Annotated in this window: 15 protein-coding genes and 2 tRNA genes; 6 read left to right on the top strand and 11 right to left on the bottom strand. The window is 73.4% G+C overall.

Translation table 11 applies throughout. From position 1 onward, the window contains the following. Positions 1-48 precede the first annotated feature (48 nt). Together ACFQ6N_RS32600 and ACFQ6N_RS32595 are read right to left on the bottom strand one after the other, a co-directional pair. A complete protein-coding gene (locus ACFQ6N_RS32600; protein ID WP_380657012.1) occupies positions 49-1,329 on the bottom strand; it encodes a hypothetical protein in 1,281 nt (426 codons plus the stop codon). Positions 1,330-1,769: 440 nt separating this feature from the next. Next, on the bottom strand, positions 1,770-2,357 hold the full coding sequence (locus ACFQ6N_RS32595; RefSeq protein WP_380657041.1) for a DedA family protein: 588 nt from the start codon (positions 2,355-2,357) through the stop codon (positions 1,770-1,772). A gap of 653 nt (positions 2,358-3,010) precedes the next feature. On the opposite strand from ACFQ6N_RS32595, the gene ACFQ6N_RS32590 reads away from it, so the two are divergent. Continuing rightward, positions 3,011-4,102 carry an LLM class flavin-dependent oxidoreductase gene (locus tag ACFQ6N_RS32590; protein ID WP_380657010.1) on the top strand — a complete coding sequence of 364 codons (1,092 nt, stop codon included), beginning with the start codon at positions 3,011-3,013 and terminating at the stop codon, positions 4,100-4,102. Positions 4,103-4,209: 107 nt separating this feature from the next. Here the strand turns inward: ACFQ6N_RS32590 and ACFQ6N_RS32585 are convergent, their stop codons facing one another. Both ACFQ6N_RS32585 and ACFQ6N_RS32580 read right to left on the bottom strand, forming a co-directional pair. Next, positions 4,210-6,291 (bottom strand): putative bifunctional diguanylate cyclase/phosphodiesterase, encoded by a 2,082-nt coding sequence (locus ACFQ6N_RS32585; protein WP_380657007.1) that lies wholly within the window; start codon positions 6,289-6,291, stop codon positions 4,210-4,212. 432 nt (positions 6,292-6,723) lie between these two features. After that, positions 6,724-7,149, bottom strand: a complete 426-nt coding sequence (locus ACFQ6N_RS32580) for an OsmC family protein (protein ID WP_380657004.1) — start codon at positions 7,147-7,149, stop codon at positions 6,724-6,726. Between the two features lie 291 nt (positions 7,150-7,440). Between ACFQ6N_RS32580 and ACFQ6N_RS32575 the strand changes: the two genes are divergently transcribed. After that, the gene (locus ACFQ6N_RS32575; protein ID WP_380657001.1) at positions 7,441-7,776 is read left to right on the top strand and encodes a chorismate mutase; all 336 of its coding nucleotides are present in this window, start codon (positions 7,441-7,443) and stop codon (positions 7,774-7,776) included. Positions 7,777-7,973: 197 nt separating this feature from the next. Next, entirely contained in the window at positions 7,974-8,840 is an 867-nt protein-coding gene (gene lepB / locus ACFQ6N_RS32570; RefSeq protein ID WP_380656998.1) for a signal peptidase I, read from the top strand. Here lepB and ACFQ6N_RS32565 read toward each other — a convergent pair. The 3 genes from ACFQ6N_RS32565 to ACFQ6N_RS32555 all read right to left on the bottom strand — a co-directional run bounded on the left by ACFQ6N_RS32565 (position 8,803) and on the right by ACFQ6N_RS32555 (position 12,750). Next, a complete protein-coding gene (locus ACFQ6N_RS32565; protein ID WP_380656995.1) occupies positions 8,803-9,858 on the bottom strand; it encodes a DMT family transporter in 1,056 nt (351 codons plus the stop codon). The genes lepB and ACFQ6N_RS32565 overlap by 38 nt on opposite strands. Positions 9,859-10,036: 178 nt before the next feature. Beyond that, complete coding sequence (locus ACFQ6N_RS32560) at positions 10,037-12,451, bottom strand: transglycosylase domain-containing protein (protein ID WP_380656992.1); 2,415 nt, start codon at positions 12,449-12,451, stop codon at positions 10,037-10,039. Positions 12,452-12,676: 225 nt separating this feature from the next. After that, positions 12,677-12,750 (bottom strand) — tRNA-Lys (locus ACFQ6N_RS32555). Between the two features lie 121 nt (positions 12,751-12,871). Here ACFQ6N_RS32555 and ACFQ6N_RS32550 point away from each other — a divergent pair. Next, positions 12,872-13,660: a DUF998 domain-containing protein gene (locus tag ACFQ6N_RS32550; protein WP_380656989.1), complete on the top strand. Its 789-nt coding sequence runs from the start codon at positions 12,872-12,874 to the stop codon at positions 13,658-13,660. Continuing rightward, a complete protein-coding gene (locus ACFQ6N_RS32545; RefSeq protein ID WP_380656987.1) occupies positions 13,657-14,610 on the top strand; it encodes an alpha/beta fold hydrolase in 954 nt (317 codons plus the stop codon). The genes ACFQ6N_RS32550 and ACFQ6N_RS32545 overlap by 4 nt, the downstream gene beginning before the upstream one ends. Positions 14,611-14,709: 99 nt before the next feature. On the opposite strand, the gene ACFQ6N_RS32540 is transcribed toward ACFQ6N_RS32545, so the two are convergent. The 4 genes from ACFQ6N_RS32540 to ACFQ6N_RS32525 all read right to left on the bottom strand — a co-directional run bounded on the left by ACFQ6N_RS32540 (position 14,710) and on the right by ACFQ6N_RS32525 (position 18,933). Continuing rightward, positions 14,710-14,783 (bottom strand) — tRNA-Lys (locus tag ACFQ6N_RS32540). A gap of 60 nt (positions 14,784-14,843) precedes the next feature. Continuing rightward, the gene (locus tag ACFQ6N_RS32535) at positions 14,844-16,937 is read right to left on the bottom strand and encodes a dipeptide ABC transporter ATP-binding protein (protein WP_380656984.1); all 2,094 of its coding nucleotides are present in this window, start codon (positions 16,935-16,937) and stop codon (positions 14,844-14,846) included. Then, the gene (locus tag ACFQ6N_RS32530; RefSeq protein ID WP_380657038.1) at positions 16,934-17,788 is read right to left on the bottom strand and encodes an ABC transporter permease; all 855 of its coding nucleotides are present in this window, start codon (positions 17,786-17,788) and stop codon (positions 16,934-16,936) included. The genes ACFQ6N_RS32535 and ACFQ6N_RS32530 overlap by 4 nt, the downstream gene beginning before the upstream one ends. Positions 17,789-17,952: 164 nt before the next feature. Further along, positions 17,953-18,933 carry an ABC transporter permease gene (locus tag ACFQ6N_RS32525; protein WP_380656981.1) on the bottom strand — a complete coding sequence of 327 codons (981 nt, stop codon included), beginning with the start codon at positions 18,931-18,933 and terminating at the stop codon, positions 17,953-17,955. Between the two features lie 343 nt (positions 18,934-19,276). On the opposite strand from ACFQ6N_RS32525, the gene ACFQ6N_RS32520 reads away from it, so the two are divergent. Next, complete coding sequence (locus ACFQ6N_RS32520; protein ID WP_380656979.1) at positions 19,277-20,983, top strand: ABC transporter family substrate-binding protein; 1,707 nt, start codon at positions 19,277-19,279, stop codon at positions 20,981-20,983. The last annotated feature ends 355 nt before the right edge of the window (positions 20,984-21,338 follow it).

Below are 21,338 nucleotides of genomic sequence, written 5' to 3'. Positions count from 1 at the left end.
CGACGGGGAGTTCGAACTCCCCGCCGGCCGTCCGTCGCCCCCGGTGCGTCAGCCCGCCGCGCCGAGGAAGGTCTCCCAGCCGCCCGACGGCGCCTGGCCGACGTTGAGCGTGCGCAGCTTGCGCAGGGTGGACTGGTCCTGCACCTCCAGCCACTCGACCAGTTGCTTGAAGGACACCAGCCGGACGTCGGGCTTGGCCGCGACGGCCTTGAGCGTCTGCTCGACGGCGTCCATGTAGATGCCGCCGTTCCACTGCTCGAAGTGGTTGCCGACGAAGAACGGCGCGCGGTTGCTGTTGTACGCGCGCTCGAAGCCCGCCAGGTAGGAGTTCGTCGCCTGGGTGCGCCACTCGTCGTACTTGGCCGGGTCGCCCTTGGTGGTGCCGTTGGACTGGTTGGCCAGGATGTTGTAGTCCATCGACAGGACCTGGAAGCTGTGCCCGGGGAACGGGATGGACTGCAGCGGGAAGTCCCAGACCTTGCCGTCCTGCACCTTCTGCGGCCATATCTGGAGACCGCCCGACGAGCTGGCGTCGTACTTCCAGCCGAGCTTGGCGATGGTCGGCAGCAGGGCCTTCTGCCCCTCGAGGCAGGGGGTGCGGCCGCCGATGAGCTCCTTCTTGTAGTCGAAGGGGAGCGGGTCGACGTCGGTGAAGCCGGTGTTGGTCCGCCACTGGGTGACGAAGCCGATGGCCTGGTCGATCTCGCTCTGCCAGTCGTCCGGGGTCCACATGTTGACCCCGTTCTTGTCCGGGCGGCTGGAGCAGAAGTGCCCGTTGAAGTGGGTGCCGACCTCGTGTCCGGCCAGCCAGGCCTGGCTGATGAGCTTGAGCGTGCTCTTGACCGCACCGTCCGACAGGTACGGGATGTCGGAGGCGCCGACCGAGTGCTTCGGCGGGTGGTACAGCTCGGACTTGCCCTTGGGCAGGGCGTAGATCCCGGAGAGGAAGAAGGTCATCGTGGCCTTGTACTGCTCGGCCAGCTTGAGGAAACGGGGGAACTGGCCGTCCTCGGTGCCGCCCGCGCCGTCCCAGGAGAACACCACGAACTGCGGCGGCCGCTCGCCCGGCTTGAGCTTCTCGGGCTTGGGCTGGTTCGGCTGCGGGCCGGTGTCCGCGTTGGAACCGTCGCCGACCGGGGTGCCCTTGGGCACCACCGCCTGGGTCGGGTCGCCGGTGCCGCCCTGGGTGGCGCTCGCGCCGCCGCCCGAGCCGGAAGGTGTGGAGCCCTGGCCCGAGCCGGATCCGCCGCTGGAGCAGGCCGTGACCGCGCCGAGGGCCGCGGTCGCGGCGGTTGCACTGAGCACCGTCCTGCGCGAGATGCTGGTCATGGTCTCCCCTGGGTGCCGATGCCGGTGGTGGGGGCGGTCCGCAGCCGCACCGGTCAAATCGGGCAATTGATGAATATTCCGCCGTTAGCATTTCATGTCGCCGCAGCGGCCACCAAGGTCGCCGAGCTCCGACGACTCTCAACACGTCGGGTACGCCCGGCTGGGCTGCACGGATCCGTTGTCTGTTGCCGTCCTGTGACGCTTCGCATTCCTCGCGGCCCGCGCAGTACGGTACCGCCGGTCTGCCCGGTACCCGCCTGAGTTCGTCAGCGTCCGGCCCGGTTGGTCGCCCTTTTGGGAAAACTTTTGCCCCTTGATGGGCCTCGTGGCCCGAAGGGCGGTATGGGGGCCGAGAGGGTCGAGGGCGCCGAGACGGCCGAGCGATGACGGGGCAGCGGTGCCCGGACCGGACCGGGGCGGACCGGACCGGCACGAGCCGGTCAGAGCGCGGCGAGCCGGCGGTTGCGGCGCACGATCCGCGCGATCGCGGTGCTGATGGCGGTGGCCGCCGCGCAGGAGACCACGAGGCTCAGCCACGCGGTGTTGAACCAGTGGCTGTTGAGCCAGCCCAGCGTCACGATGTAGGCGGCCCAGACCAGCGCCGCCAGCGCCGACCAGTGCAGGAAGCGGTGCGGATGGGCGGGGGAGTGGCCGATGGCCACGTCCAGGACGGTCCGCCCGGCCGGGACGAACCGCGCGATCACCACCATCGCGGCGGCCGTGCCGTGCGGTCGTTCGACCAGGGCCTCCTGGACCCGGACCACGCTGGCCGCCAGTTTGGGCCGCCGGGCGAGCCGCCGGTGCAGCACCGGGGCGCCGCGCCGGGCCAGGTGCAGCAGCAGTACGTCACCCAGGAAGGAGGCCACCGCCACGCCCAGGCCGAGCATCACCGGGGCACCGTTGATCTGTGCCGTCTTGAGCACGGCCAGGATGACCAGCGTTCCGCTGGGGATGAAGGGGAGGAGGGCGTCTCCGAGCACGGCGACGAGAGCCAGGGCACAGATCCACGAGGATCCGATCGCCGCCACGAAGTTCAAGGCCCTTACTCCCTCCACGCCGCCCGAACGAGCAGGTGGCTGTATGGGGTCAACGCTAGCGCCTCGACTTTTCATGCCATGAAGCACCCCGGTATGCCGTGGATCACGGACGCTGCTTCCGGCCGCCGGTACCGGCCACGGGACGGGGCACCGGGCCGTACGCGCGGACCGCCGGAGGAGGGGCCGCCCCGCCGGGGAGGGCCCTCGCACATCGAACGAGCCCCCGGGGCGGGGTGCCGCGCCGAGGGCTCGCAGTGACCGTCCGGAGCTGGTCCAGCCCGACGATCTTGCTGGTGGAGTGCGGATCCCACGCGGAGTCCCGCTCCTGATCACCAGACTGCCGGATGCCCGACCCCCGCCGCGAGCCCTGGCGCTGGCGACTTCCGGCGCTGGCGTGAAGTCGCCAACCGTGTCCGCCCGCTGGCTCTCGGTCAGCCGAACGACTGTTCGCAGGCCGTGCGAGGAATGGCCGAAACACACCGGGGCCGAGGACGAGCCGAGGACGAACGGCACCTGTGGCACGGGAACAGCGAGCCCCCGGCCGTGGTTGACCCCGGTCGGCGGCAGCGACCGGCCGGGCCCGTCCGAGGCCCGCGCGGTCGCCGCACCACGGCCGGCTCAGAGCAGCCAGAAGGGCGGACGGCATGACCACCGAGGACCAGCAGGAGCACGGAACCGAACCGCCGGCCGGTGCGGCGATCCGGGGCACCGCCCGCGGGACGGCTCCCGCTCCGCTCTCCATCCTCGACCTGGCCACCGTCGGCGCCGGCCACACGCCCGCCGAGGCCCTGGCCGCCACCACCACGCTGGCCCGCAAGGCCGAACAGTGGGGCTACCACCGCTTCTGGGTGGCCGAGCACCACGGCATGCCCGGGGTGGCCAGCTCGTCCCCGGCCGTCCTGCTCGCCCACCTCGGGGCCCACACCACCACGCTCCGGCTCGGCTCGGGCGGCGTGATGCTGCCCAACCACGCCCCACTGGCCGTCGCCGAGCAGTTCGGCCTGCTGGAGGCCCTGCACCCGGGCCGGATCGACCTCGGGCTCGGCCGCGCCCCCGGCACCGACCAGGCCACCGCCCGGGCGCTGCGCCGCGGCCTCGCCGACGGCGCGGACGACTTCCCGCAGCAGCTCGCCGAACTGACCCACTTCCTCGACGGCGACTTCCCGGCCGGCCACCCCTACGCCCGGCTGACCGCCGTCCCCAGGGGCGGGAGCCGCCCGCCGGTCTGGCTGCTCGGCTCCTCCGGTTTCAGCGCCCAGCTCGCGGGCCGCCTCGGGCTCCCCTTCGCCTTCGCCCACCACTTCAGCAGCGCCAACACCCTCCCGGCCCTGGACCTCTACCGGTCGTCGTTCCGCCCGTCCGCCGTGCTCGCCGAGCCGTACGCGTTGATCGGGGTGAGCGCGGTCGCGGCCGACGACGAGCCGTCGGCCCGCCGCCTGGCCCGCTCCGCCGCCCTCGGCATGCTCCGGCTGCGGCGCGGCAACCCCGGCCCGATCCCCACCCCGGAGGAGGCCGAGCAGTACCCGTACAGCCCGGTCGAGGCCGACTTCATCGACAGCTGGCTCGACAACGTGGTGCTCGGCGAGCCGGGCCGGGTCGCCGACGGGCTGGAGGCGCTGCGCAAGCGGACCGGCGTGGACGAGCTGATGGTCACCTCGCACATCCACGGCCACGAGGCCCGGCTCCGCTCCTACGGCCTGATCGCCGAGGCGTACGGTCTGACGGCCGGGTCCTGACAGCTGCAGCCTGACGGCCACGGCCTGGCAAGCCCCGGGTCCACGGCCCCGCCCGCCCGGCTCGGGCCTCCGCGTGTCCCTCCGCTCGCCTCCGCTCCCCGCCCCGCCTACCGCCCGTCCAGGGCGGGGCGGCCCTCGCGGAGTATGGCCGCGACCAGGGCCGCCTCGCCCGGCCGGGCGAAGTACCAGCCCTGGGCGGTGTCGCAGCCGGTCAGCCGGAGCCGCTCGGCCTGGGCGGCGCTCTCGATGCCCTCGGCGGTGACGGTCAGCCCGAGGGTGTGGGCCAGCTGCACCATCGCGCCGACGATCTGCTCGTCGGCGTCGCTGCGGCGGGTGCCGAGCCGGGGGAGGCCGGGACGGTCCGTGGGGGCCGGGTCGCGGAAGCCCTCGATGAAGGTGCCGTCGAGCTTCAGTACGTGCACCGGCAGCCGGGAGAGGTAGGCCAGGTTGGAGTAGCCCGTGCCGAAGTCGTCGATCGCGATCCGCACGCCCATGTCCGCGAGCGCCTGGAGGGCCTGGAGCGGGCGTCCGCCGGGGCCGAGCAGGGCGCTCTCGGTGATCTCCAGCTGGAGCAGCCGGGCCGGCAGGCCGGTGCGTTCGAGGGCCCGGGCGACGTCGGCGACGACGTCGGAGTCCCAGATCTGGCGGGCGGCCAGGTTGACGCTCACGAAGGTCTCGGTGTCGGGGAACTCGGTGAGCCACTGCCGTGCCTGGCGGCAGGACTCCTCCAGCACCCACTTGCCGAGCGGCACGATGGCGCCGGACTCCTCGGCGAGCGGGATGAAGCGGTCCGGGGAGAGGGTCCCGTAGCGGGGGTGGCGCCAGCGGACCAGGGCCTCGGCCCCGTGCACGGTGCCGTCGGCCAGTCCGACCAGCGGCTGGTACTCGATGGTGAACTCGCCGCGCTCCAGCGCGGGCCGCAGCGCGGTGGTGAGCAGTTGGCGGGTGAGCTGGTGGGCGCCGCGGTCCGGGTCGTAGAGGGTCCAGCGGGCGCGGCCGTCGGCCTTGGACCAGTAGAGCGTGGCGTCGGCGTCCTTGACCAGGTCGGTCGGGGTGGTCTCGTGCACGGACCGCTCGACCACGCCCACGCTGGCGGTGATCACCAGCCGGTGCCCGGCGACGTCGAAGGGGCGTTCCAGCACTTCCAGGATCCGGCCGGCCAGTTCGGTCAGCTGCTCGCTGCCGAGGCTGTCGGTGACCAGGACGGCGAACTCGTCGCCGCCCATCCGGGCCACCAGGTGGGTGTCGTGCCCGGTCAGTCCGCGCCGCAGCCGGGTGGCGACGGAGACCAGCAGCTGGTCGCCGATGTGGTGGCCGAGGGCTTCGTTGACGGCCGCGAAGCCGTCGAGGTCCAGGTAGCAGACGCCGACCCGGCGCCCCTCGTCGGCGGTCGGGCCGGGGGCGCTCTCCTCGGCCGGCGGGAGGCAGGCAGCGTCGAGCCGTTCGAAGAAGTAGGTGCGGTTGGGCAGCCGGGTCAGCGGGTCGTGCAGGGCCTGGAACGCCAGGTGGTCGTTGAGCCGGCGCTGCTCGGTGATGTCCTCCACCAGCGCGAGGGTGTAGAGGGGCTGCCCGGCGCCGTCCCGGATCAGCGAGACGGTGACCTTGCTCCAGACCTCGTGGCCCTCGCGGTGCTTGAGCTGCTTCTCGACGCGGAACCGTTCCCGCTCCCCGTGGACGAGTTCGGAGAAGAGGCGGTCCGGCATGCCCTCCGGGTCGATGATCTCGTGCAGGTGGGTGCGGACCAGCTCGCCGACGCTGCGCCCGATCAGGGCGGCGAAGGCGGGGTTGACCTCGATGATCCGGTCGTCCGGGTCGATCAGGGCCATCCCGATGACCGCGTCGCAGAAGGCGGCCCGGAAGCGGGACTCGCTGGCGCGCAGTGCGGCGAGCAGCCGGTCGCCACCGCCGTCCGGGCCGGGCCCGTCGTTTCGCCGGCCGGGCCGTTCGGCGGTGCCGCGGTGGGTGGCGCCGGTGAGTGGGGCCGAGCAGGTCGGGCAGAGCAGGACCTCGGACTCCGCGAGCGTCCCGAGGGCGCCGAGGGCGGTGACGGAGCCGGTGGCGGAGCTGGAGCCGGCGACCGGGTCGGGGACCGGGTCGAGGACCGGTGCGGCGAGGTGGCGTTGGCGCGGTGATTCCTTGTGCCGCGCGCCCGGGTGGTGTGCGTCGGCCCCCTCGTTCTGGCCCGGCACGGCATGCTCCCGTCCGCTGCTGACGCTTGACGATGGTCCGGCCGGTCAGTCGGGATCCGGCGGCCGGCTCCGCACTCTGTCGCGGTCCTCGGAGTCGGTCCGCTGCGGGACGCCGACCGTGGGGCGCGGTCGCGCGGGGACCCGCGTGAAGAACAGGGCGCTTCGGCCGATCATAGGCCGCGATGGCAACGCGCGGTGACCGCCGGCAGGGTGATTCGCCCGGTTTGTGATCATGGATGTCGGTACGTGCAGACGCCCCTGGTACACATCACATGATGTGCGCCAGGGGCGCGCGCGCCGAAGCCGCGCCCCTGGGCGCTGGTTGCGCGCCGGGTGGAGCGGGGCGGAGCCGGGTGGACCCGGGCGGAGCGGACACGCCGGAACCGGACGGGCCGTAGACGGCCGGAGACGGCCGGAGGCGTGCGCCGCGCGTCAGGCGAGCTTGGCCGTGAGGGTGATCGTGGTGCCCGTCAGCGCCTGGCTGACCGGGCAGTTCGCCTTGGCCGCCTCGGCGGCCTTGACGAAGCCCGCCTCGTCCAGGCCGGGCACGTCGCCGGTCACGGTCAGGTGGATGCCGGTGATGCCCTCACCCGGCTGGAAGGTGACGTCGGCCTGGGTGTCCAGGGTGCTGGGCGGGGTGCCGGCGCCGGCCAGGCCGTGCGAGAGGGCCATCGAGAAGCAGGCCGAGTGGGCGGCGGCGATGAGTTCCTCGGGGCTGGTCTTGCCGTTGGGCTGTTCGGTGCGGGCCGGCCAGGACACCGGGAACGTGCCGATCCCGGACGAGGCGAAGGTCGTCTGCCCCTGCCCGTGGAGGAGGTCGCCCTCCCAGGCCGTACGGGCGGTGCGGGTGGTTGCCACGATCGGTACCTCCATTGCTGGGGGACTGCTGACATCACTGGGGGACTGTTGGGCGGTCACTTCCGGTCATGCGCACACCAGCCTACGGGCAGGCCCCGGCCCGGCACGGCGTGTCACGCCGGGTCGGACGGCCCGGGTGGCGGGGCCTCGCGGAGTCCGGACGGCTGTCCGGATCGTGGACGGATCCGTTCGACGGTGCGGGACCGGCACGGGGGCCCTGTTAGATTTGCCCGGGCCCGAGCCCGGCCGGCGTACGGTCGGGCGCCCACCCAGACACCGGGAGCCGCCCCGATGACGGACCACTCCACGACCCCCGACGCCGGACTGCCCGAGGGGGTCGACGACGCCGTACGGGCCGAGCTCGCCAGCCTGCGCGAGAGTATCGACAACATCGACGCCGCGGTGGTCCACATGCTGGCCGAGCGCTTCAAGGCGACCCAGCGGGTCGGCCGGCTCAAGGCCGAGCACAAGCTGCCGCCGGCCGACCCGGCGCGGGAGCGGGACCAGATCAAGCGGCTCCGGGAGCTGGCCGCCGGGGCGAAGCTGGACCCGGTCTTCGCCGAGAAGTTCCTGAACTTCATCATCGCCGAGGTCATCCGCCACCACGAGGCCATCGCCCGCGCCTGACCGGGGGCCGGGGGCCGGGGGCCGGGGCCGGGGGACCGGGGGGCGTGCGGAGGAGCAGCCCGCGCGCGGAGGAGGAGCATCCCGCCCGGGCGGCGAGCGTCCGTCCGTGTCGGCGGCGGCTAAATGCCCGATTTCGCCAGGCTCCACGGTTGGCGTAGCGTGCAGGTTTCCCCAGCCGGAGAGGTGGAGCAGCGACGATGGCGGTGAACCTGCCCGAAACGCCCCGCGGAGCCCCCAGCGATTCCGTCGCCCAGGACACCCCGGATATCCCGGACACCCAAGGCGCCCCGGACACCCCGTACGGTCAGGACGCCCGGCACGCCCAGGAGGCACCCGGCGGCCGCGCCGAGGCCCGCCGCCGGGCCCGGGGCTCGCGTGGCCGCCGGTCCGCCCGCCCGAGCGGGAAGGGCCGGACGGGCCGCCGTCCCCGGCCGTGGTGGATCGAGCTGCCGGCGATGGCCGCGGTCGGCCTGGTGGTCGCGCTGCTGATCAAGACCTGCCTGTTCCAGGTGTTCTCCATCCCGTCCGGCTCGATGGAGAACACCCTGCGGATCGGCGACCGGGTGGGCGTGAACAAGCTGGCGCCGCTGACCGGCTGGGAGCCGGAGCCGGGGCAGCCGGTGGTGTTCAAGGACCCGGGCGGCTGGCTGCCGCCGCAGCCCACCGACCCGAACCCGGTCACCAACGCGGTGAGCTCGGTGCTCAGCTTCGTCGGGCTGGTGCCGCCGAAGGACGACAACTACCTGGTCAAGCGGGTCATCGCGACCGGCGGCCAGACCGTGCAGTGCGAGGGCACCACCCTGAGCGTCGACGGGCGGAAGGTCGACGAGCCGTACCTGCACCCGGGTGACGACTCCTGCGCGGGCCTGGACTTCGGTCCGGTGAAGGTGCCCTCGGGCTACGTCTGGGTCGAGGGTGACCACCGCAGCGACTCGGCGGACTCGCGCTGGCACCAGCGCGGCCCCGGCGGCGGCGCGGTGCCGGTGGGCAACGTGGTCGGCCCGGTGTCGGCCGTCGTCTGGCCGCTCAATCACCTCGACTGGTTCGGCTGGACCGGCCGCTGACCCCGCGCTCGGCGGCCACCCGCTGCCGCGCGCTCCGGCCGTCCGGCGAGCCGGGGTCCTCCGCGTTCCCCGCCGTCGGCTCCGGAGTCTCGGCCGGCTTGCCGGCCTGCGCCGCGAAGGCCCCGGCCAGCACCAGCAGACCGCCCGCGATCTGCGGCAGTCCGAGGTGCTCGCCGAGCAGCACCCAGGCCAGCACGGTGGCGACCACGGCCTCCAGGTTGGCGACCACCCCGGCGACCGGCGGCGAGAGGTAGCCGACGGAGATCACGCCGGTCAGGTAGGCGAGCACGGTCGCGACCAGGACCATCCACGCGGCCGGGAGGAACGCGGGCAGCGAGTGCCCGTTCATCACCACGTCGCCGCCGAGCGGGCTCCAGTCGGCCTGCCAGGGCCGGGTGACGGCGGTGAGCACGACGGCGCCGACGAGCAGCCCGTACGCGCTGACGGCCAGCGGGTCGACCGGGCGTTCGCCCCGGCGGCCGGCGTCGGCGAGCACGAAGTAGCCGACCTGGCAGAAGGCCGCGCCGAGGGCGAACAGCACGCCCAGGGCGTCGAAGCCCAGGCCGTTCCAGACCTCGACCACGCAGGCGAGCCCGGTCACCGCGACACCGGCGCCGATGGCCGAGCCCCGGCTGATCGGCTTGCGCTGGACGAACTTGACGTAGCCGATGAGCAGCGGCGGCCCGAGGTACTCGATGAGCAGGGCGACGCCGACCGGGATGCGGGAGATCGCCGCGAAGTAGCAGGCCTGGACGCCCGCCACGGCCAGCAGGCCGAAGCCGAGCAGCAGGCCGGGGCGGCGGAGGACGGCGGCGCGGTGTCGGTAGGCGATCGGGAGCAGGGCCACGGCGGCGCCGGTCACCCGCAGCCACACCACGTGCAGCGGGGAGAGCCCGGCCTCGATCAGTGGCTTGGCGGCGGTGCCGGAGCCGCCGAAGGCGAAGGCGGAGACCAGCGCGAGGCCGAGGCCGAGGGTTCTGCCCGAGGGGAGGGTGGGTGAGGCCGTTGATCTGTGCACCGCCGCATTGTGACAGTCATACCGATGCTTCGGTAAGGCGCCATTTCGGCATTTGGTCCTGCCTTCGACTGTGCGCATCGGCGCAGTCACCCATGCGCCACCCGCCACCCGCCGTCCGCCCCGGGAAACGCGAAGGCCGGCCCGCGCAAGGCGTGGGCCGGCCCCGGAGTCCCGCCGGTCAGCCGCCGGAGCCCGACGAGGCCCCGGCCCCGGTGAGCGCGTCCGTCCCGCCGGTGGGCTGGGTGGTCGGCTGCGTGGTGGGGGCCGTCGTGGGCTGGGTGGTCGGGGTCGGCCGGGTGGTGGGCCGTCCGGTCGGCTTGGACGTGGGCGGGGTGGTGGGCTGCGTGGTCGGAGGCGCGGTCGGGGCCGTGGTGGCTCCGCCGCCGGTGCCGCCGGACGGCGTGTTCGAGCCGGTGCCGTCGCCGGGCGTGCCGGTGGCGCCGCCGGTCGGACCGCCGGTGGGGCCGGTCGACGGGGTGCCGCTCGGCGTGCTCGGGGCGGTCGGCAGGTCGGTGGCGCCGGAGGAGTCGCCGCCGTCGGCCGGCGTCGCGAAGTCGCTCACCGGCTGGCCCTTGAGCGCGGCCTTCATGTAGCTGGTCCAGATCTGCGCCGGGAACTGGCCGCCCGCCGCGCCGTCGATCCCGCCGATGCCGCTCAGGCTGACCTGGGCGCCGGTGCCCGGGTCCTGGCCGAACAGCGCGACCGAGGTGACCAGCTCGGGGGTGTAGCCGACGAACCAGACGGACTTCTGGTCGTCGGTGGTACCGGTCTTGCCCGCGACCGGGCGGCCCAGTGCCTTTGCTCGCCAGCCGGTGCCGCCCGGGTCGCTCACCACGCCCTGGAGCATCGAGGTGACCCGGTCGGCGGTCTCGGCGCTGACCGCCTGGGTGGTCTTGTGCGCGGGCAGCGCCACGGCCTCGCCCTCGCGGTCGACCGACTGCACCAGCCACGGGGTGATCTGCTTGCCGCCGTTGTCCAGCGCGGCGTACACGCCGGCCATGTCGAGCACGCTCGGGGTCGCCGCGCCCAGCGGGATGGACGGCACCGGGTCGAGGCCCGGGGTGTTGCCGGGCAGGCCCAGGGCGATGCCGGTGTCCCTGACCTTCTGCAGCCCGGTGTCCTGCGCGAGCTGGGCGAACGCCGAGTTGACCGACCAGTCGGTGGCCTGCTGGAGGGTGATCTGGCCGTAGCTCTTGTCGCCCTCGTTCGGCGGCGCGTACGGGGTGCCCTTGCCGCCGCGGACCTTCCGGCCGCTGGTGCCGTCGTAGACCGTGCGCGGGGTGACGGTGCGGCCGTCCTGGGTCTTGGCGTCGTTCTCGAAGGCGGCGGCCAGGGCGATCGCCTTGAAGGTCGAGCCGGCCTGGTAGTCGCGCCGGGTGGCGTTGTCGACGTAGTGCTTCACGTAGTCGACGCCGCCGTACAGGGCGACGACCGCGCCGGTCTTCGGGTCCACCGAGACGGCGCCGGCCTGGGCGGCCGCGTCCTTCTTCCGCTTGTCCGGGTTCAGGGTGTCGTGCAGCTGCGACTGGACGGAGTCCTGGAGGGCCTGCTGGCGGCCCGGGTCGATGCTCAGCTTGATCGTGTAGCCGCCCTTGGCCAGCTCGGTCTCGCTGATCACGCCGTTCGCGGTGAGGTACTGGGTGGCCGCGTCGACCAGGTAGCCGGACTGGCCGGACAGGCCCGGGTTCGGCTGCGGGTCGCGGACGTCCGGGAAGGCGGTCGCGGCGCGTTCCTCGGCGGAGAGCCAGCCCTCCTTGACCATGCCGTCGAGCACGTAGTTCCAGCGGTTGACGGCGTTCTGCTTGCCCGCCGCGGTCGCGGTGGCCACGTCGTAGGCGCTCGGGGCGTTCAGCAGGGTGGCCAGGTAGGCGCCCTGGGCGGCGTTGAGCGCGGAGGCGTCGACGCCGAAGTACGCCTGGGCGGCGGCCTGGATGCCGTAGGCGCCGCGGCCGTAGTACGAGGTGTTCAGGTAGCCGGAGAGGACGTCGTCCTTGCTCTCGGTGGCGTCCACCTTGATCGCGATGAAGAGCTCCTTCACCTTGCGGGTGATGGACTGCTTCTGGTTCAGGTACGTGTTCTTCACGTACTGCTGGGTGATGGTGGAGCCGCCCTGGGTGCCCTCGCCCTTGGCCGTGTTGACGGCGGCCCGGACCAGGCCCGGGATGTTGACCGCGCCCTCGTGGTAGAAGTTGCGGTCCTCGGCGGCCAGCGCGGCGTGCTGGGCGGCGGGGGAGACCTTGTCCAGGGTGACGTTCTGCCGGTTGGTCTGGCCGGTGCGGGTGATCACCGAGCCGTCCGCGTAGAGCCAGGTGTTGCTCTGCGCGGTCGCGGCGGCGTGCGCGTCCGGGACCTTGACCAGCGCGACCCCCAGCGCGAACAGGCCGATGCCGAGCAGCAGCGCCGAGGCGAAGCCGAGCAGGGTCATCCGCCAGGTGGGTATCAGCCGGCGCCAGCCGGTGCGCTTGGGCCGGCGCGGCTTCCTGCCGCCGGACCCGCCGGACCCGCCGACCGGGCCGGTGGAGCGCTTGAGCCGCTTGACCGGCCGGAGACTGATCGACGGCGTGCGACGGCCGCTCTGGGCGTTTCTGGACAAAGCGCGGCCTTTCCTGCGGGCGCACCGAAGCGGCCTGCTCGGACGGGGACATCGGAGGGTTGGGGACCTTTGTCCCGATTCCGGTTCTACTGCCCTGGACGAGCAGAACGGGCCTGTCGGCTCCGGCGGATCGCCAATCGAGACCGACATCACACACAAATCGGACGTCGAAGGCCCAAAAAATCGGGGAGCCCCTCGCTGTTGCGAGAGGCTCCCCGGTGTCTGTGCGCCGCCAGGGACTCGAACCCCGGACCCGCTGATTAAGAGTCAGCTGCTCTAACCAACTGAGCTAGCGGCGCCTGCTGACCTGGAAAACAATACACGGTCCGGACGGGTGCCTCGAACCGGTCCGCGCACCCCGCCCGATCCGTCCCGTTCCTTCCGGTTGGGCCGGAGTTCGCCGCTGGTTAGGGTGGAAGCGTGCCCAGCCGCCAGCCAGGACACCGCACCGCGCGGACGACGGTCGCCGTCCTCCTGCTGCTCAGCGCCGTCGCGTACACCGCCTGGGTGCTGGAGGTCGTGCTGAGCACCGGGCTCGACCCGGTGCAGGCGTACATCAGCGAACTCGCCGCCGAGGACCAGCCGCTCGGCGGCCTCTTCCGGGCCACCGACCTGGTCGCCGGGCTCTGCCTGCTCGCCGCCGCCGGCACCGCCCTCGCCACCGGCCAGGCCGGGGCCTCCCGGCGCAACCGCTGGGCGCTCGTGGGCTGGTCCGCCCTGGCCCTGTTCGGTGCCGCCACCGCCGCCGACTCCCGGCTGCCGCTCAGCTGCACCCCCACCAGCGACGAGATGTGCGCCGCCCGCGAGACCGCCGGACTCGTCCCCGCGACCCACACCGCGCACGCCGTCACCAGCAGCCTCGCGATGTGCGGCGCGCTCACCGCGCTGGTCGCCCTCACCGTCGCCGCCCGCCGCTACGGCTGGTGGCCGCCGGTGCGCCGGTTCGGGCCCTGGCTGCTCGGCGCCGAACTGCTCGCCACCGGCTGGAGCCTCGCCGCGATCGCCGCCTTCCAGGCCGGGCACGGCACCTGGGCGCTCGGCGCCGGCCAACGGCTGCAGGTGCTGCTGGTCGCGCTCTGGCTGGGGCTGCTGGCGGCGGGCGTCGCGATGTCCGCCCGGGCCGCCGCGCCGGACGGGCCGGAGGCGGCGGCGACGGCGGCGACGGCAGCGGGTGCGACGGCCGCGACCGACGACCGGAGGCGCCCATGACCACCCCCGGCCCCCCGGCCACCCCCGGCGATCCCGGCAGCCTTGGCACCCCCGCCACCCCCGGTGACTTCCGACGCCCCGAGGGCCCCGGCGTCCGGGCGCGCTTCCTGCGCATCGACGGCGTCCCGCTGCACGTCCGCACCGAGGGCAGCGGTCCGGTCTGCCTGCTCAGCGGCGGCCTCGGCAGCAGCTGGTTCGACTGGGACCTCGTCGTGCCCTTTCTGGCGCCGTACCGCACCGTGGTCCGTTTCGACCGGCCCGGCTACGGGCTGAGCGCCGCCGAGCCCGCCACCGGGCGGCCCGCGCCGACGGCGGCCGGCGAGGCGCGGCGGATCCGGGCGGTGCTGGACGGCCTCGGGCTGGGCGGGCCGTGCACCGTCGTCGGCCATTCGCTGGCGGGCTTCCACGTGGAGGCCTTCGCCCGGCTGCACCCCGAGCGGACCGCCGGGCTGGTCCTGGTCGACGGCAGCGTGGAGCCGTCGGCCCGGCCGTACCCGGCGCCCCGCGCCCGTGACCTGGCGGCCCGGGCGGTGGCCGGTGCCGCGACCGCCCTGGCCGTGCCGTACCTGCTCGGCCCGGCGGCCCGGCGGACGGCGGCCCGGCTGTCCACCGTCCGCCGCGAGGACCTGGCCCCGGCTCCGCTGGCCCGGCACTGCTACCGCACCGGCCGGGCCCTGCGCGCGCTGCTGCGGGAGAACGGGCGCTACCTCGACCTGGCCGCCGAACTGGACGGGCTGCGGCGTGCCCGGCCGCTGCCCGAGGGCCTGCCGGTCACCGTGCTGGCCGCCGACGATGGCTGTCGGAACCGTCGCACCGAGGACTGGCTGGCCGCGCAGCGGGAGCTGGCGGCGCTGCTCGGCGCCGACTTCCGGACGACGGCCCCGGCCGGGCACCTGGTGATGTTCGACCGCCCGGACGCGGTGGCCTCGGCCGTGCTCGACACCGGCTGAGCGGGCTCCCGGAGCGCCAGGGAGCCGAGGCTCCGGGAACAAGCTCCGGGAAACGACTCAGGCCGCCCACCGAAGTGAGCGGCCTGAGACCTTGCCATGTGCGCCGCCAGGGACTCGAACCCCGGACCCGCTGATTAAGAGTCAGCTGCTCTAACCAACTGAGCTAGCGGCGCTTGCTGACGTCGAAGACACTACACGGCGCCGGCCCGATCCACCGAATCGTATTCGGGTGATCACCTTTCGTGAGGGGCCGCGGGCGGCGGCTCCGGGTGGTGGCAGGCGGCCTGGTGGTCGGCGCCCGGGTCGCCGGTCGGTACGGGCCGCTCCTGTTCGCAGCGGGCCCGGTCGGCCGGATCGGCGAGCCCGGCGTAGCGCGGGCAGCGGGTGCGGAAGGGGCAGCCGGCGCGGCGTTCGGTGGGGGAGGGCGGGTCGCCGGCGAGCAGGACGCGGTCGCGGGCCCGTTCGGCGGCGGGGTCGGGGAGCGGGACGGCGGAGAGCAGGGCGCGGGTGTACGGGTGCCGGGGGCGGTCGAAGACGGCGGAGACCTCGCCCTGTTCGACCGTCCGGCCGAGGTACATCACGCTGACCCGGTCGGCGAGGTGCCGGATCACCGAGAGGTCGTGGGAGACGAACAGGTAGGAGAGCCCGAGTTCGGCCTTGAGCGCCTGGAGCAGGTTGAGCACCCCGGCCTGGATGGAGACGTCGAGTGCGGAGACCGGTTCGTCCAGCACCAGCAGTCTGGGCCGGACGGCGAGGGCCCGGGCGATCGAGACGCGCTGGCGCTGGCCGCCGGAGAACTCGTGCGGGTAGCGGACGGCGTGGTCCGGGTCGAGGCCGACCTGGCGCAGCAGGACGGGCACCCGGCGGTCGATCTCGGCGCGGGGGGTGCGCTGGGCGCGCAGGGGTTCGGCGACGATGTCGCCGATCGGCATCCGGGGGTCGAGGCCGGCCATCGGGTCCTGGAAGACGATCTGCAGTTCGGCGCGGAGCCGGTGGGCCTCGGCCCGGGTGAGTCCGGCGGTGTCCCGGCCGAGGACCTCGATCCGGCCGGTCTCGGGGGCGCCGAGCTTCAGCAGTTCGAACAGCGTGGTGGACTTGCCGGAGCCGGACTCCCCGACCAGGCCGAGGGTCTCGCCCTCCCGCAGGTCCAGGTCGACGCCGTCGACCGCGTACACCTCGCCGATCCTGCGTTTGAACACCGTGCCCTTGAGCAGCGGAAACGTTTTGCCCAGGCCGCTGACCGCCAGCACCGGCGCCAGGGCGGAACGGTCGCGGGGGCCCGCGGGGGCGGGCAGCTCCGGCACGGGGTAGACCTCGGCCGGCGCGGGCCGCCGCTCGGCGAGCTCCGCCGACCGTACGCACGCCGACAGGTGCCCGTCCGCCCCCGCCCGGGCGGCGGCCAGGTCGGGCTCCGCCGTCGAGCAGCGGTCCCGCACCAGCGGGCAGCGCGCCGCGAACGGGCAGCCCGGCGGCAGCTCGGCCATCGGCGCCGGGCTGCCGGGGATGGGGACGAGCGGGCCGCCGGGCCCGTCCAGCCGGGGCAGCGCGCCGATCAGGCCGAGCGAGTACGGGTGGTGCGGGGCCGCGAACAGCTCGTCCACGCCGGCCGTCTCGACCACCCGGCCCGCGTACATCACCGCGACCCGGTCGGCCGTCCCGGCGATCACCCCGAGGTCGTGGCTGACCAGGACGAGCGCCGCGCCGGTCTCCCGCCGGGCGGTGCGCAGCACGTCCAGCACCTGGGCCTGGATGGTCACGTCGAGCGCGGTGGTGGGCTCGTCGGCGAGCAGGATGTCGGGCTCGTTGGCGACGGCCATGGCGATCATCGCGCGCTGGCGCATGCCGCCGGAGAACTCGTGCGGGAAGCTGTCCAGGGCCCGGTCGGGCGCGGGGATGCCGACCAGGTCGAGGAGTTCGGCGGCCCGCCGCCGGGCGGTGGCCCGGTCCACCCGCTGGTGGATGCGGACCGCCTCGGCGATCTGGTCGCCGATCCGGTAGACCGGGGTGAAGGCGGAGAGCGGGTCCTGGAAGACCATGGCGACCCGGCGGCCGCGGATCGCCGCGAGCTCCTTGCCCGGCAGCCCGACCAGTTCCCGCCCGTCCAGCCGCACCGATCCGCTGAGCCGGGCCGTCCCGGGCAGCAGCCCGAGCACGGACAGCGCGGTGACGGACTTGCCGGAGCCGGACTCGCCGACGATGCCGAGGGTCTCGCCGCGCCGCAGGGTGAGGTCCACACCGCGGACGGCGGGGACCGGGCCGTTCGGCCCGGCGAAGTCCACCCGCAGGTCCCGGACGGCGAGCAGCGGGGTGTCGACGGTGGTGGTCACGGGCGCTTCCTACGGGAACGGCGGGGCGCGGCCCCGGAGGTGGGGTCGAGGGCGTCGCGCAGCCCGTCCCCGATCAGGTTGACGGCGAGGACGAAGAGCACCAGCAGGCCGGCGGCGAAGTAGAACAGCCACGGGAACACCGGGGCCTCGCTGGTCCCGGCGGCGAGCAGGGTGCCGAGCGAGACGTCCGGCGCCTTGACCCCGAAGCCGAAGTAGGAGAGCGCGGTCTCGCTCATCACGGCGCCGCCGACCGCGATGGTGGCGTCGATGATCAGGAAGGAGGCGACGTTCGGCAGGATGTGCCGGCTGATGATCCGCAGCGGCCGTACGCCCATGAAGCGGGCGGCGCGGACGAAGTCGCGCTCGCGCAGGGAGATGGTCATCGAGCGGACCACCCGGGCGGTGATCATCCAGTTGAACAGGGCGAGCAGCAGCACGAAGGCGATCCAGCCCGCGCTCTTCAGCCGGGCCGAGACGATGGTGATGATCAGGAAGGAGGGGAAGACCAGCATCAGGTCCACCAGGAACATCAGCGCGCGGTCGGTCCAGCCGCCGAAGTAGCCGGCGCAGGCGCCGACCACGGAGGCCAGCACGGTGGAGAACAGGGCGACCAACAGCCCGATGACGAGCGACTTCTGCAGCCCGCGGACGGTCTGCGCGAACACGTCCTGGCCGACCCCGTTGGTGCCGAACCAGTGCTCGGCGGACGGGGGTTGGTGCAGCGCGGAGAAGTCGGGGGTGGCGTAGTGCCAGGGCGTGAGGTACGGCCCGCCGAAGGCGAGTACGAACAGCAGCAGCACGGCGACGGCCCCCGCGACGGCCCCGCGGGCGGCGAGCAGCCGGGCGAGCACGAGCCGGCCGCGCCCGGGTGCCGCCCGGGACGCCCCGGCGGGGGCGGGGGCGGGGGCGGCGGGCCCGGTGGGACCGGCCGGGTCGGCGGGACCGGTCGGTCCGGCGGGGTCGGTCGGCTCGGCGGCCCCGGTGGAGAGGGTGGTCAACTGGGGTTCTCCTCCGGTCAGGACCGCACGCGCGGGTCGAGGGCGGCGTGCAGGGTGTCGGCGAGCAGGCCCGAGGCGAGGACGACCCCGGCGGTGAACAGGTTGATCGCCACCACCGAGTTGACGTCCTGTTCGTTGATCGACTTGATCAGCCACTCGCCCATGCCGTGCCAGCCGAAGATCGTCTCGGTGAAGATCGCACCCGTGAAGATGCCCAGGAAGCTGTAGGCGAACATGGTCGACATCGGGATCACGGCGGTCCGCAGCCCGTGCTTCAGCAGCGCCTGTCCGCGGGTGAGGCCCTTGGCCTCGGCGGTGCGCAGGTAGTCGGAGCCGAGCACGTCGAGCATGGTGCCGCGCTGGTAGCGGCTGTAGGTGGCGAGGCCGCCGAGGGCCAGCGAGATCGTGGGCAGCAGCAGGTGCAGCGCCCAGTCGGCCAGGTGGGTGCCGAGGCCGCCGGCGAGCCCGGGGGTCTCGTAGCCGGTGAACGGGATCACCTCGTGGCCGGCCGCGTCCTTGGCGGCGATGGCGCCGTTCTTGAGGAACAGCGCCACCAGGAAGACCGGCGTGGAGAGCAGCACGAAGGACATGACGGTGAGCAGCCGGTCGGAGATCCGGTACTGGCGGACGGCGCTCCACGCCCCGGCGGCGACGCCGAGGAGCATGCCGAGCAGGCTGCCGAGCAGCAGCAGCCGCAGGGAGACCCAGACCCGTCGGCCGAAGTCGTCGGTGACCGGGGTGTCGTGGATGGTCCGGCCGAGGTCGCCGTGGAGCAGTCCGCCGGCCCAGTGGCCGAAGCGCTCGACCACCGGGGTGCGGTCGTTCAGGTTGAGCGCGGTGAGCTGGCGCTCGACCGACTCGGCGGACGGGCGGGGGACCTTGGCGTCGAAGTAGGTGCGCGGCTGGAGGGCGGTCGCGGATATCGCGTACGCCAGGAAGACGGCGGCGAGCAGCAGCGCCGCGTAGTAGCTCAGCCGCTTCGCCAGGTAGCGGAGCATCAGCGGCCGCCCGGGGTGGGGGCGGGGCCGACGCGTCTGGTGGGCATCGGGTGGTGGCCTTCGGTCGGGCCCGGATGGGGCGTCAGATGGCAGGGGCGGCAGCCGAGTCGGGCGGTTCGGGGAAAGCGCAGGTCAGAGTGAAGCACCCGGGGACGGCGGCGGTGTTGCGGTCGTGTTGCCGCGTGTGACTTCTGGATCAGGTGTGCGCTCCTCCCCCTGGTGGCGGATCTGATCCGCTGTTACGTTCCTCTGGCTCGGTGCCGGATTGAGTGCCCACGCTCAAGCCCAGTCATGCCTGCTGGGCCCGATTCCCGCTTCGCGGACCTCACCAGGGGGACCCCTCATGGACGCTTCCAGTACGGCCCGCCGCCTCGGCCGGACGGCCGCCCTCGCCGTCGCCGTGGTGCTCGCGGCCACCGCGTGCACCTCGGGCGGGGGCGGTTCGGCCGGCGACGTGGCCAAGAGCGAGCCGCCGAGGCAGGACGCCCAGGACATCAACGCCAAGCCGGCCGACCAGCTCAAGGACGGCGGCGAGGTGCGCTTCGCCCTGGACCAGTGGATCACCCAGTGGAACCCGTTGCAGGTGGACGGCGGCTCCTACACCGACACGGTGAACCTCGTCCGGGCGCTGGAGCCGACGCTCTTCGACACCGACGCCTCCGGCACCTTCCGGCCGAACGCCGACTTCCTGACGGAGGCCAAGGTCACCTCGACCTCGCCGCAGGTGGTCACGTACAAGCTGAACCCCAAGGCCAAGTGGTCGGACGGTAAGCCGCTGAGCTACCTGGACTTCAAGGCGGACTGGCAGGCGAGCAACGGCAAGGACCCGGCGTACAACGGCTACGACCCGTCCGGCTACGAGCTGATCTCCGCGGTCGAGCAGGGCGCCGACCCGACCGAGGTGAAGGTCACCTTCTCGGAGCCGTACGCGGACTGGCAGAACCTGTTCCGCCCGCTGGTCCCGGCCGCCGGCATCGCCACCCCGGAGGACTTCAACAAGGGCTGGCTGGAGAAGGTCCCGATCACCTCCGGCCCGTTCAGGATCGGCGTGGCCGACAAGACCGCGCAGACCATCAGCTTCGTCCCGGACCCGGCCTGGTGGGGCACCCGCGCCAAGCTGGACAAGATCACCTTCCGGGTGATGGACAAGGCCGCGAGCATCCAGGCGTACCTCAACAACGAGATCGACCTCGCCTCGGCCGGCACCGCCACCGCGTACGGGCAGCTGAAGAGCGCCAAGGACACCGTGATCCGGGCCGCCAGCCCGTGGGACGAGGTGCACATCTCCTTCGGCGGCACCGGCGCGCTGGCGGACCAGCGGGTCCGCCAGGCGCTCGGGAAGGCCATCGACCGCTCGGCGCTGATCAAGATCGCCAACAACGGTGTGCCGGTGGAGTTCAAGCCGCTCGGCAACCACATCATCATGCCCAACCAGGCGGGCTACCAGGACAATTCCGGCGACTGGGCGAAGTTCGACGTGCCCGCGGCCAAGAAGCTGCTGGACGAGGCCGGGTGGAAGGAGGCCGACAGCGGCCAGCCCCGGACCAAGGACGGGCAGCCGCTGGAACTGCACTGGGTGCTCAGCGACGGCTCCACCCAGGCCCAGCTCGACCTCGCCACCGCAGCGGCGGCGATGTGGCAGGCGGCCGGGGTCAAGGTCGACCTGGACAAGGTGGCCGCCAACGACTACTTCGCCAAGTACGTGACCCCGGGCAAGTTCGACATCGCCAGCTGGCGCAACACCGACTCCTTCCCCAACTCCAAGAGCCTGGCCAACTTCCGGCTGCCGGTGGGCGACAACACCTTCAGCAACCCGTCGCGGCTGGGCACCCCGGAGATCGACGGGCTGCTGAAGAAGGCGGCCGGGACGGTCGACCCGGCGGAGGCCGCGAAGGTCTACAACCAGGCGGACGCGAAGATCTGGGAGCTCGGCCACACCGTCGAGCTCTACCAGCGGCCCGCGGTGGTGGCGGTGCGCAAGGGCCTCGCCAACTACGGGGCGTTCGGTCTCGCGGGGGAGGACTACAGCAAGGTGGGCTGGGAGAAGTAGCCGCGGCGGACACGGCGAGGCGGGCGGCACGGCAGGCACTGGCGAGCAGCGCGGTGATCGCGAGGCCGGTGGTGCGGACACGGGAAGGTCGGCTCCGCCGCCCCCGCTGTCCCGCCACCCGCCTTGACCTTCCGCGTTGCCCGCAGGCCGCCCGTGTCATGGAGCCCCGCAGGGCCCGCGCTCTCCGACCGAAGCGAATCTAGCGGCGCGCTCCGGCCCCTCGTGGCGCAGCGCGCGGGGCGCGCCCGGAAACCCGCCGAGCTGTCACCCACTTCGCGCACCCAAGCGTCAACTACGGCTGACGGCAAGGAAAAAAGGGGCATAAAGGGTCATTGAACCCGGGGTCGCGCGGGCC

The organism is Kitasatospora sp. NPDC056446 (genome assembly GCF_042796115.1).
Taxonomy (GTDB): Bacteria; Actinomycetota; Actinomycetes; order Streptomycetales; family Streptomycetaceae; genus Kitasatospora.
The sequence above is the reverse complement of the archived record's forward strand: the minus strand, read 5'-3'. Positions and strand labels throughout refer to the sequence as shown.

Coding starts and splice junctions, on each gene's coding strand:
- ACFQ6N_RS32575 (WP_380657001.1), top strand. CDS start 7,441: ATGACGGACCACTCCACGACCCCCGACGCCGGACTGCCCGAGGGGGTC.
- ACFQ6N_RS32590 (WP_380657010.1), top strand. CDS start 3,011: ATGACCACCGAGGACCAGCAGGAGCACGGAACCGAACCGCCGGCCGGT.
- ACFQ6N_RS32525 (WP_380656981.1), bottom strand. CDS start 18,933: ATGCTCCGCTACCTGGCGAAGCGGCTGAGCTACTACGCGGCGCTGCTG.
- lepB (WP_380656998.1), top strand. CDS start 7,974: ATGGCGGTGAACCTGCCCGAAACGCCCCGCGGAGCCCCCAGCGATTCC.
- ACFQ6N_RS32520 (WP_380656979.1), top strand. CDS start 19,277: ATGGACGCTTCCAGTACGGCCCGCCGCCTCGGCCGGACGGCCGCCCTC.
- ACFQ6N_RS32545 (WP_380656987.1), top strand. CDS start 13,657: ATGACCACCCCCGGCCCCCCGGCCACCCCCGGCGATCCCGGCAGCCTT.
- ACFQ6N_RS32600 (WP_380657012.1), bottom strand. CDS start 1,329: ATGACCAGCATCTCGCGCAGGACGGTGCTCAGTGCAACCGCCGCGACC.